The organism is Polaribacter sp. R2A056_3_33 (assembly GCF_019278485.1).
Classification (GTDB): domain Bacteria; phylum Bacteroidota; class Bacteroidia; order Flavobacteriales; family Flavobacteriaceae; genus Polaribacter.
This window is the reverse complement of sequence record NZ_CP058984.1, coordinates 325,919-339,014: the sequence shown is the minus strand read 5'-3', so window position 1 is coordinate 339,014 and position 13,096 is coordinate 325,919. Positions and strand designations below refer to the sequence as shown.

At 31.6% G+C, this 13,096-nt stretch carries 6 protein-coding genes; all 6 read left to right on the top strand.

Translation table 11 applies throughout. The features are described from left to right. Positions 1 to 99: 99 nt before the first annotated feature. The 6 genes from xylA to H0I29_RS01530 all read left to right on the top strand — a co-directional run bounded on the left by xylA (position 100) and on the right by H0I29_RS01530 (position 13,048). The gene (gene xylA, locus H0I29_RS01555; protein ID WP_218754191.1) at positions 100 to 1,419 is read left to right on the top strand and encodes a xylose isomerase; all 1,320 of its coding nucleotides are present in this window, start codon (positions 100 to 102) and stop codon (positions 1,417 to 1,419) included. A 90-nt stretch (positions 1,420 to 1,509) separates the two neighbouring features. After that, positions 1,510 to 2,934 (top strand): D-xylose transporter XylE, encoded by a 1,425-nt coding sequence (xylE, locus tag H0I29_RS01550; RefSeq protein ID WP_218754190.1) that lies wholly within the window; start codon positions 1,510 to 1,512, stop codon positions 2,932 to 2,934. A gap of 64 nt (positions 2,935 to 2,998) precedes the next feature. Then, a complete protein-coding gene (locus H0I29_RS01545) occupies positions 2,999 to 5,038 on the top strand; it encodes a transketolase (protein WP_218754189.1) in 2,040 nt (679 codons plus the stop codon). A gap of 10 nt (positions 5,039 to 5,048) precedes the next feature. Then, a complete protein-coding gene (fsa, locus tag H0I29_RS01540) occupies positions 5,049 to 5,702 on the top strand; it encodes a fructose-6-phosphate aldolase (protein WP_218754188.1) in 654 nt (217 codons plus the stop codon). Between the two features lie 330 nt (positions 5,703 to 6,032). Beyond that, positions 6,033 to 8,879, top strand: coding sequence for a DUF5060 domain-containing protein (locus H0I29_RS01535; RefSeq protein WP_218754187.1), 2,847 nt, complete (start codon positions 6,033 to 6,035; stop codon positions 8,877 to 8,879). Positions 8,880 to 8,890: 11 nt separating this feature from the next. After that, entirely contained in the window at positions 8,891 to 13,048 is a 4,158-nt protein-coding gene (locus H0I29_RS01530) for a two-component regulator propeller domain-containing protein (protein ID WP_218754186.1), read from the top strand. Positions 13,049 to 13,096: the final 48 nt, after the last annotated feature.

Below are 13,096 nucleotides of genomic sequence, written 5' to 3'. Positions count from 1 at the left end.
TCTTTTTGCAAAAAAGCAAAAAGGATGTCATTTCAATCCCTAACGCAATACAGCTCAATAAAAAAATTATACAAATAAACAATTAAACAACATTTAAAGATGGCAAATAAAGAATATTTTAAAGGAATCAACAAAATTCAATTCGAAGGTAAAGAGTCAGGCAATCCAATGGCTTTTAAATACTACAACCCAGAACAAGTAGTAGCAGGTAAAAAGATGAAAGAATGGTTTAAATTCTCAATCGCTTATTGGCATACATTCTGTGGTCAAGGAGGAGATCCTTTTGGTCCAGGAACACAAAATTTTGGTTGGGATAAATCTACAGACGTAGTACAAGCAGCAAAAGACAAAGCAGATGCCGCTTTTGAATTTATCAACAAAATAGGTTTTGATTATTTCTGTTTTCACGATTACGATTTAATTCAAGAAGGGGCAACCTTTGCAGAATCTGAAGCAAGATTAAATGCCATTACAGATTACATAAAAGGGAAACAAGCAGAAAGTGGTGTAAAATTATTATGGGGAACAGCCAACTGTTTTTCTAATCCACGTTACATGAACGGAGCTTCTACAAATCCAGATTTTGATGTAGTTGCCAGAGCAGGAGGTCAGGTTAAATTGGCTTTAGATGCTACTATTAAATTAGGTGGAGAGAATTATGTTTTTTGGGGAGGTAGAGAAGGTTACATGTCTTTATTAAACACAGATATGGGACGTGAGTTAGACCACATGGGGCAGTTTTTAACCATGGCAAGAGATTATGCTAGAGCACAAGGTTTTAAAGGATCTTTCTTTATTGAGCCTAAACCAATGGAGCCAATGAAACATCAATATGACTTTGATTCTGCAACTGCAATCGGATTCTTAAAAGAATATGGTTTAGACAAAGATTTTAAAATGAATATTGAGGTTAACCACGCAACTTTAGCACAACACACTATGCAGCACGAAATGGCTGTTGCTGCCAAAGCAGGCATGTTAGGAAGTATAGATGCAAACAGAGGAGATTACCAAAATGGTTGGGATACAGATCAGTTTCCAAACAACATACAAGAAGTTACAGAAGCAATGTTAGTTTTCTTAGAAGCAGGAGGTTTACAAGGAGGTGGAGTTAATTTTGATGCAAAAATCAGAAGAAATTCTACGGATATGGACGATGTTTTTCACGCACATATTGGTGGAGCAGATACATTTGCAAGAGCATTAATTACTGCAGATAAAATTATGACTTCTTCTTCTTCTTATAATTCTTTAAGAGAAAAAAGATATAGTTCTTTTGATGCAGGAAAAGGAAAGGATTTTGAAGCAGGGAAATTAGAATTAAAAGACCTATACAACATTGCGCAAGAAAATGGGGAATTAACATTACAAAGTGGTAAACAAGAGTTGTTTGAGAATATTATCAATCAACATATATAAAACGAAGAGACCTTTCAAAATTTAATTTTGAAAGGTCTTTTAATAAAACTTAGTTATAAAAAAGACACACAAACTAACTTCTAGAAAACTATGGGGAAATCAACAAATTCAGGGTATCTTATTAAGTTAACATTAGTAGCCACTTTAGGCGGATTACTATTTGGTTATGATACCGGTGTAATTTCAGGAACTGTAGGTTCTCTAGATAGTTTTTTTGTAATTCCAAAAGGATTATCAGAAACAGCTGCAAGTGCTTTTAAAGGGTTTTTAGTGTCAAGTGCATTAATAGGTTGCATTATTGGTGGTGTTTTTGGAGGGGTAGTCAGTAAAAAATTAGGAAGAAAAAAAGGGTTAATCTTAGCCGCAATTTTGTTTTTAATTTCAGCTTTAGGTTCTGCAATGCCAGAAATGTTTATTGGTACTTTAGGTGAGTTAGACCATACATATTCAACCATATTTATTGTGTATAGAATTATTGGAGGTATTGGAGTTGGGTTAGCATCTATGTTATCACCACTATACATAGCAGAAATTGCACCTGCAAAAAGTAGAGGTAAGTTGGTTTCTTTTAATCAATTAGCCATTGTTGGTGGCTTTATGGTAGTTTATTTTGTAAACTATTTTATTTCTAGAAGTGGAGGTTCAGATACTTGGTTAAACTCTGTTGGCTGGAGATGGATGTTTGCATCAGAAGTAATACCTGCAGGCTTGTTTTTAGGACTTTTATTCTTTGTGCCAGATACACCTCGTTCTTTAATGTTGCGAAACAAACCAGAAGAAGCGTTAGAAGTTTTAGTAAAAGTAAATGGAGAAGAAGAAGGAAATAGAGTTTTGACAGAAATAGAAGCTTCTATGAACGAAAAAACTTCAGGCCATATCTTGTCTTTTGGTTGGTTGGTAATTATCATTGGAGTTTTACTTTCTATTTTTCAACAATTTGTAGGGATTAATGTGGTATTGTACTACGCACCAGAAATTTTCAAAACCATTTCATCAGGTACAGATAGTGCCTTGTTAATGACCATTATTGTAGGTGTTGTAAACTTCTTATTTACTATTGTTGCTGTAAAAACAGTAGATAAATATGGTAGAAAACCGTTAATGATTATTGGAGCAGCAGGTATGGCAGTAGCTATGGTAAGCTTAGGTTTTGTGTTTTATGTAGGAGCAACAGGCTATTTTGCATTGTTTTGTATGATGTTGTATGTGGCAAGTTTTGCTATGAGTTGGGGGCCTGTAACTTGGGTTCTGTTAGCAGAGATTTTTCCTAATAAAATTAGAGGAAAAGCTTTGGCAATTGCGGTTGCAGCACAATGGATATCTAACTATTTAGTGTCTTTAACATTCCCAATGATGAATGATAATTCATACTTAACAGGGCTATTTAACCATGGTTTTGCGTATTGGGTATATGGTATTATGAGTGTTCTGGCAATGTTATTTATTATGAAATATGTTCCGGAAACAAAGGGTAAAACATTAGAAGAAATGGAAAGTCTTTGGAAAAAGAAATAATTAAAAAAAAAATCCTAATTGAAGCTATTATTTCTCAATTGGGTTAATTTATAAATTTAAAAAAATGAATACAAAAATAGACCAACAATCGGCTGACAATATTAGAGCTTTAGCGGTTGCAATGGTAGAAAAAGCAAACTCTGGGCATCCTGGAGGACCAATGGGAGGTGCAGATTTTATGCACATTCTATATTCAGAATTCTTTAATTTCGATCCGTCAGATATGACTTGGGCATTCAGAGATCGTTTTTTTATGGATGCTGGTCATTTATCAACTTTAATGTATGCGCAATACTATCTTTTAGGAAATTATAAAAAGGAAGATGTTGCTAATTTTAGACAATGGGGTTCAATTACTCCTGGGCATCCAGAAGTTGATGTTGCAAGAGGTATCGAAAACACATCTGGACCTTTAGGTCAGGGGCATACTATGGGAGTTGGTGCAGCTATTGCAGCAAAATTCTTAAAAGCTCGTTTTGGTAACTGGATGGATCATAAGGTATATGGTTTTATTTCTGATGGTGGAGTGCAAGAAGAAATATCTCAAGGAGCAGGAAGAATTGCAGGTCATTTAGGGTTGAACAATTTTATTATGTTCTACGATTCTAATGATATTCAATTATCTACATCAACAGATGAAGTTACTTCTGAAGATACAGCCATGAAGTATGAAGCTTGGGGTTGGAAAGTAGTAACTATTGATGGTCATAACCATGATGAAATAAGAAAAGCGTTAAAAGACGCAAATGCCGAAACAGAAAAACCAACCTTAATTATTGGTAAAACCATCATGGGTAAAGGATGTGTTTCTGCAGATGATTCAATTTTTGAAGGTGAATGTGAATTACACGGTCAGCCTATTGGAGCAACAGGAGCAGATTATGCAAAAACCTTATTAAATTTAGGTGCAAACCCTGAAAGTCCTTTTGATATTTATGGTGATGTAAGTGTTTTTTATAAAGAATTATTAGAAAGAAAAATTGAAGAAGCTAAAAGTAAGAAAGTAGATATTTCTATTTGGAGAGAAGCAAATCCTGAATTAGCGACAAAATTAGATTTCTTCTTATCAGGAGAATTACCAGAATTAGATTTCGAAGGAATAGAACATAAAGCAGGATTGGCAACAAGAGCAGCTTCTTCTGGAGTTTTAGGGTATTTAGCTGAGAATGTAGAAAACATGATTGTTTCTTCTGCAGATTTATCAAATTCTGATAAAACAGACGGATTTTTAAAGAAAACACACGCGCTTAAAAAAGGAGATTTTAGTGGATCATTTTTACAAGCAGGTGTTGCAGAATTAACTATGTCTTGTATTGCAAACGGAATTGCTTTACATGGTGGAATTATTCCTGTAGTAGCAACTTTCTTTGTATTTTCAGATTATATGAAACCAGCGATTCGTTTAAGCGGAATTCAAGAATTGGGAGTGAAATATGTGTGGACTCATGATGCATTTAGAGTTGGAGAAGACGGACCAACACATCAACCTGTAGAGCAAGAAGCACAAATTCGTTTGTTAGAAAAATTGAAAAACCACAGTGGAAATCCGAGTTTCATGGCTTTACGTCCTGCAGATTCTGCAGAAACAAGTGTTGCTTGGAAAATGGCTTTAGAAAATAAAAATACACCAACAGGTTTAATTTTATCTAGACAAGGCATTAAAGATTTACCAACCAAAGGAGCATCATCAAGATATAAAGAAGCTTTAGCAGCAGAAAAAGGTGGTTATTTGGTAAAAGAAGTAGCAAACCCAGATGTTGTTTTAGTAGCAAACGGTTCTGAAGTTGCAACATTAGTGGCTGCAGCAGAAATTTTAGAAGCAAAAAACGGATTGAAAGTAAATATTGCTTCTGTAATTTCTGAAGGAGTGTTTAGGTTACAATCTAAGGAGTATCAACAAAGTGTTATACCTAAAAATAAACCATTATTCGGCTTAACTGCAGGTTTACCAGTAAACTTAGAAGGTTTGGTTGGTGATGCAGGTAAAGTGTTCGGATTGGATCATTTTGGATATTCTGCACCAGCAACAATCTTAGATGATAAATTTGGATTTACAGGCGAAAAAGTAAGCCAACAAGTATTAGAATATTTAAAAACAGTATAAAATTAAAAGTATGAAATTTTTTATAGATACAGCAAATTTAAATGATATTGCAGAAGCAGAAGCTTTAGGAGTTTTAGATGGAGTAACAACAAATCCATCTTTAATGGCAAAAGAAGGAATTACAGGGGCAGAGAATATTTTAAATCATTATAAAAAGATCTGTGACATTGTAGAAGGAGATGTTTCTGCAGAAGTTATTGCTACAGATTATGATGGAATGATAAAACAAGGAGAAGAATTAGCTGCTTTACATCCACAAATTGTGGTAAAATTACCTATGATTGCAGATGGTGTAAAAGCATGTAAATATTTTTCTGATAAAGGAATTAAAACAAACGTAACGTTAGTTTTTTCTGCAGGACAAGCATTATTAGCTGCAAAAGCAGGAGCAACGTATGTGTCTCCTTTTTTAGGGCGTTTAGATGATATTTCTACAGATGGCTTACATTTGATTAAAGAAATTAGACAGATCTATGATAATTATAGTTTTAAAACACAAATTTTATCTGCATCTGTAAGAAATACAATGCATGTTATTAACTGTGCTAAATTAGGATCTGATGTAATGACAGGACCATTGTCTTCAATTACAGGTTTATTAAATCACCCATTAACAGATAGTGGTTTGGCAAAGTTTTTAGAAGATTATAAAAAGGGGAATTAATGCTGTGAGCATTGTTATGAAGAAGGAAAAAAGGTAAATTCTATGTAGAGTTTACCTTTTTTTTATGCAATAATGTTTTTAGGATAAACCTCGTAAATTATAAGTTATTAGTATCATATGCTTAATCTATAACATTTCATGCACGTTTTTTGTTATCCATAAATTTAGTTTAAACGTATTTTTATTCTTTTAATCGCAGGGCGATAGCCAAGGGTTTAATTCCCTGAAGCTTGCCTCGAAATAAAATAACATGTTTCTGAAGCATACCTCGTACCCTTGGGGCGAGATTGTTGATTAAGTTCTCTCAATTCAAAATTTAATTTTTAGTTTATGTCAATAAATAAAAGAAGTATTGTACTCTATTTTTTAATGTTCATTTTTAATTTTACTTTATTTTCTCAAGGAAAAATCGAAGGAAAATTAGAAAAATGGAACAAAGTAACCATTCATTTTGATTATAAAGAATTTAGCGAAAACGATGAAGACAATCCTTTCTTAAATTATAGATTAAATGTAACTTTTAAAAACGGAGATGAAGAAATCACAATTCCTGGTTTTTTTGCTGCGGATGGAAATTCTGCAGAAACAAGTTCTAAAAAAGGAACTGTTTGGCAAGTGCGTTTTATGCCTAATAAAATAGGAAAATGGACTTATGAAGCTTCTTTTAAAAAAGGAAATGAAATTGCTATAAATGATGATGAAAAAGCAGGGGAATCTGTTGGTTTCGATAACGAAACCGGAAGTTTTGTAATAAAAGAGAGTGCAGATAGAACCAATGGACGATTAATTTACAAAGACGAACGTTATTTGTATTATTCAGAATCTAACAAACCATTTTTAAAAGGTGGTGCAGATAGTCCAGAAAACTTTTTGGCGTATTATGAGTTTGATGAAACTCCAGCAACTCATAAGTATCAACCACATTTTAAGGATTGGAAAGAAGGTGATCCAACTTGGCAAAACGGAAAAGGGAAAAACATTATTGGAGCATTAAATTATTTGGCATCTAAAGGAATGAACTCTGTTTATTTTTTAACAATGAATGTACAGGGAGATGGAGATGATGTTTGGCCTTGGACTACTAAAAATGACAGAACTCGTTTTGATACAAGTAAATTAGATCAATGGGAAATTGTCTTTGATCATATGGATTATTTAGGTTTGATGTTGCATATTGTTACTCAAGAAACAGAAAACGAATTGTTATTAGATATTGGTGAGTTAAAAACGCAACGTAAATTATATTACCGAGAATTAATTGCAAGATTTGCACATCATTTAGCAATTACCTGGAATTTAGGTGAAGAAAATGGGCCTGTACATTGGTCTCCTAAAGGGCAAAATGATACTGATAGAAAAGCGATGTCAAAGTATATTAAAACACATGATCCTTATCAGAATTTTGTGGCTTTACACACACATTCTATTCCAAAAGAGCAAGATTTGTATTTAGAGCCTTTGTTAGGCTATGAGTTTTTAGACGGTTCTTCTATGCAAACAAATAGTCCAGATTCAATTCATAATATCACTAAAAAATGGGTTAATGAATCTCAATTAACCAGAAAAAAATGGATTGTTACACAAGATGAAATCGGGCCTGCTGAAATAGGAGCAAAACCAGATGCAGATGATCCTGATCACGATAATATAAGACATAAAGTTTTATGGGGAAATTTAATGGCTGGTGGTGCCGGAGTAGAGTGGTATTTTGGGTATAAATATGTGCACAATGATTTAAACTGTGAAGATTGGAGATCAAGAGAAAACGTTTGGAACCAAACAAAACACGCATTAGAATTTTTTAATAAGTACTTATCTTTCGATAAAATGCAATCTGCAGATGGCTTAACAGATAATCCAAATGATTATGTTTTTGTAGAAAATGATAAAACGTATGCTATTTATTTACCAGAGGTAAAAGAAACTAAAATCAATTTATTTGGTGCACCCAAAAAGTACACAGTTAAATGGTACAATCCAAGAACTGGCGGAAAACTAGTAAACGGTTCTATTAAAAAAATTACAGGTGGAAGTGAAAAATCAATTGGTTTTCCACCAAATAAAGATAAAGATTGGGTTGCACTGATTATAGCAATCAAAAATGAAAAAGAAAGTCCGAATGAAAATGAGCAAAAAATTATCAGTTTAAATGCGATTCAAGATTTTGAGCTATTAAAAAATGATGGTTTAGAATATTACAAAGATTTTCCAAACAACGTATTGGCAATTGAAGCATCAGAAGAAAATAATAGAGACAAATTTGCAACGGCAATTGCTAAATTTAAAGGAGTTACAGGTATTTATAATTTTACTTTTGTAACTACCGCAGAAAATGATGGGGAATCTGAATATGTAATTAAAATTAATGGTACTGCTTTAGATACTATTAAAAACCCTAGAGTTTCTGAAGATTTTAAAAATGTTAGACACCAAATTGAGAATGTCTTTTTACATGAAAATGATATCCTAGAAATAACCTCTAAGGCAGTTACCAATGGTTTAATTCCAGAAGGAAAGGAAACAGCTTGGTCTAGAGGAAGATGGAATTCTATTACTTTTACTCCTAAAGATTATTCGTTGCTAAAAATACTAGCAGACACAAAATCTTTTGAAGAAAAAGACGGAATGTTAGAAATTGAAGCTGAAAATTATCATTATAAAAATAACTACAGCACAAAGAGAAATTGGGTTGTAAGATCTTTGGATGATAAAATAAGCGGAGAAAACTATAGTAATTCTGCTAATAAAAACAGTTATATCCAAGCATTACCAGATACAAGGGTTACACATGATGATACACTTATTTTAGGTGAAAATTTCTTTCCGGTTTCGGGTACAGGAGGTGTGATTTCTTATAAAATAAAAATAAATAATCCCGGAAAATACTATATTTGGGTGAACGCACTTTCTACCGGTACAGAAGATAATGGAGTACATGTTGGTTTTAATGAAAATTGGCAAGAAAGCGGCGCAAGAATGCAATGGTGCGATGGTAAAAATGAATGGACTTGGTCTTCTGCACAAAGAATGACAGATAATCATTGTGGTACAGAAAAAACAATTTACTTAAACTTTGATAAATCAGGAGAATACGTGTTGTCTTTTTCTATGAGAGAAGATGGTTTTAAAATGGATCGTTTTATTCTAACAAAAAACAGTAAATTTAGTCCTAATTAAAATTCAATATTATGCAACTTAAATGGGGTATTACTTTTATTTTGTCTTTATGTACATTTTTCTGTGTACATATAGAGGCACAAAATAAAACGCAAAATTTTAATTTTGAAACAATAAAAGAAGGTATCTCTAAAGTTGGTATTTATACGATTATACAAGACAATTACGGTTTTATTTGGATAGGAACAAATGGATCTGGTTTGTATAAATTTGATGGTCTTGATTACACTTCTTACAAGTTTATGCAAGAAGATGCAACCTCTATAAGTAGTAATTTGGTGTTTTCTTCCTATTTAGATAAAGATAATAACCTTTGGGTTGGTACAGAAGATGGTTTAAATCTTTATGATAGAGATTTAGATCAGTTTAAAAAAATATCTGTTGGGTTATTAGATAATGCTAATATATCTGTTTTAAGTATTCTAGAATCTAGAGGTAACCTTTACATTGGTACAAGGTTAAATGGTTTATTTAAGCTTAATTTAAAAACGAATAAAATACAAAGAATAGCTTGTAAAGATAATAGTAGGCCAGCTATAAATAGTATACAAAAGATTAAAAACGGTACTATATTTTTGGGTACAAGTTTAGGATTAAGAAAGTTAGATACTCTAAACTCAACAATTTTAAAACCTAAAAAAATAGAGGATTCCAGTATTTTAAATTTCGCGATACCTATTCAAACTTTATTGGTAGATAATGACAATAATTTATGGGTAGGAAGCTACACCAAAGGTGTTTTTAAGTATCAATTTAAAGATGATAATATTGTTGATTTCTCGCAATTTCCGATAACTGAAAAACGCATCTTATCTTTAGTAGAATTAGCCGATAAAACCTTTCTGTTTGGTTCAGAAAATGACGGTCTTTTTCACATGGATTCTAATGGTGCTTTAATAAAAAACTACCTCTATAATAAAAAAGACAAAAATAGTATCCGTTCAAATTCAATTTGGTCATTATTTGTTGATAAAAGTAAGAGGGTATGGATGGGGTATTACAATAATGGAGTTGTAGTTAGTGATCATTTATTTGATAAGTTCGATAACATAGAGAGTTTAGAAAATAATCCAAATTCTTTGCAGATAGGATCTGTTACAGGTATTGTAAGAGATGCTCATGATAAATTATGGATTACTATGGATGGTGGTGGTATTGATGTTTTTGATATTAAAACATCTAAAGTAGACCATATTAATAAAGCTAATGATAAAGCATATTCGGGGCTTACTAGTAATCACATTCAAACTATTTTTATTGATAGTAAAAAGAATATTTGGGCAGGTAGTTGGGATAATGGAATTTACGTTTTAAAAGATGGATTTAAAAATATTACAAATATTAATATCAAAAGTTCAAATGGAAAACTTTTTTCTAACGCTATCTTAAGTTTTGCAGAAGATAAAGATGGTGTTATTTGGATAGGTACTTTTTACACAGGTGTTTATAGTTTTAATCCAAAAACACATGTTTTAACGTATCATAATTCGCATGAATTTGCAAAACATGGTATACCTACAAGCGACGTTAGAAAAATATTAGTAGATAATGATGGTTCAATTTGGTTAGGAACAACTATTGGACTCTTTAAAATAAATAATAACCAAGGTGTACTAAGTGTAAAATCTTTTGTTAACCAATTGGCTAAGTCAAACAATAACCAAAGAAGTTCAACGCACATATTATCTTTATATCAAAGTACCGATAATTACCTTTGGATTGGTACAAGAGGTGCTGGATTATGTAGGTATGATAAAACTAAAGACGAATTTAAATGGTTTAATAAGTTTTCTGGATTAAATGAAGAAAACATTGCAAGTATCATCGAAGATAAAAAAGGTGATATTTGGGTGAGTGGAAATGCTGGAATTACAAAGCTAGATTTAAAAACAAGTGAAGTTGTTAATTACACCACAAACGATGGTTTATTATCTGATGATTTTAATTTTAATGCAGTATTAAGAGACGACGAAGGAAAACTTTATTTTGGAAATTATAAAGGAGTAGACTTTTTTAACCCAAAAGACTTAAGTACAAATTCTAGTGTACCTTCTCTTTATTTAACGGGTTTAAAAATCTTTAACAAGGACGTGATTCCTAATGAAGAAAACTCGCCACTTACTAAAACCATTACAGAAACATCTAGTATAGAGTTTAATCATGAGCAGTCTGTGTTTACCATACAATATACAGGGATTAACTACACCAGACCAGAGAAAAATAAATATGCTTATTATTTAGAAGGTTTAGAAAAATCTTGGAATTATGTAGGCAATCAAAGAAGTGCTACTTATACCAATTTAGATTACGGAGACTATGTTTTTAAGTTAAAAGCGGCAAATAATGATGGTCTTTGGAATGAAAAACCATTAGAATTAAAAATAACAATTTTACCACCTTGGTGGAAATCTAACTTGGCGTTGGCTACTTATGTGCTACTTTTTGGATTTGGAGTTTTACTTTTAAATAAAATAACAAGAAGTAGAATAAAAGAAAAAGAACTCATTAAAAACGAAAGAACTCAAAGAATTCAACAAGAGATTCTAAATAAAAATAAATTACAGTTTTTTACAAATATTTCTCACGAATTTAGAACTCCTTTAACGTTGATATTAAATCCTTTGAAGGATATGATGAGGGATAAAACTTTAAATTTACCAGAAAAAGTTAAATCTAAACACAGCACTATTTATAGAAATTCTGATAGATTATTTAGGCTTATAAATGAGCTAATGGATTTAAGAAAGTTAGAATTTGATAAGGTAAGAGTGAGAGCATCAGAATTAAATTTGGTAGATTTTACCAAGAATATTGTGCTGTTCTTTAAAGAAGAAGCTTCAAATAGAAATATATTCTTGACTTTAGATACAGAAATGTCGTTGATAAAAACATGGGCAGATCAAAATATGCTCGAAAAAATTATCTTCAATATTTTATCTAATGCAATGAAAGTGACTCCAGATAATGGGGTGATCAATGTAAATTTAATAGACAATGATGAAGACTATATATTACCACTTATTTCATCAACCAAAGCAGTAAAAGTAGTAGAGATTGTAATATCAGATACAGGAAAAGGGTTAGAAGAGGATCAGGTTGATAAAATATTTGAAAGATTTTATCAAGTAGAAAGTCTTAATAAAACTTACTATGGCGGAACGGGTATCGGGCTAGAAGTAGTTAGTAGTTTTGTTAATTTACATAAAGGTAAAATAGAAGTAACTAGTAAAATAGATGAAGGAACTACCTTTAGAATAATTTTACCAAAAGGAAAAGAGCATTTTACTAAAGATGAAATTAAGAGTTTTAAAGCGGAGTCAGATCTTCCTAAAAAAGAAATAAACTTTATCCCAGAAAATAAAATTTTGGGATCAGAAGAGCAAGAAGAGATTGAAAAAACAACCTCTAAAAAGTATACTATTTTAGTGGTAGAAGATAATACTGAGTTAAGAAATTATTTAAAAACAGAATTAAGTAAAACCTACAAAGTTTTATTAGCAAATAATGGTTTAGAAGGGTTAAAAATTGCAGAAAAATCTTTTCCAGATGTTATTTTAACAGATGTTATTATGCCAGAAATGGATGGATTTGAATTTTGTAGACGTATTAAAACAGATATTAAAACAAGTCATATTCCTTTATTAATGCTTACTGCTAAAGCAAGAATTGATGATCGTATTGAAGGAATAGAACATGGCTCTGATGCCTATATGACCAAACCATTCGATATGCGTTTGCTCACGTTAAGACTGTCTCAATTAATTACCAGTAGAAAATTAATTTTTGATAAATACTTTAGTGAAGTGAGTGGTGCAAAAGAGAACACAAATGCTACCTCTATAGACAAAGAATTTATTAATAAAGTTTTGGCATACATAGGTGAAAATATTAGCAATTCTAGTTTAAGTGTAGAAGAATTAGCCAATGAATTGAACTTAAGTAAAAGTCAATCATACAGAAAAATAAAATCTTTAACAGGGCAAACTCCAAACGAACTGTTACGAAGAATTAGATTAGAAAGAGCATATCAAATATTAGAAACAGGTTCTGCATTTATAAGCGAGGTTGGTTTTAAAGTTGGTTTCTCTTCTGCGTCTTATTTTACAAAATGTTTTAAAGCACATTTTGGAATGCTTCCAACGGAGGTTGTTATCAAAGAAAAACAATAACTCTTTCCTTTTTATTTCTTAAATGTAAAATTAGCTACTAAAAGCTAA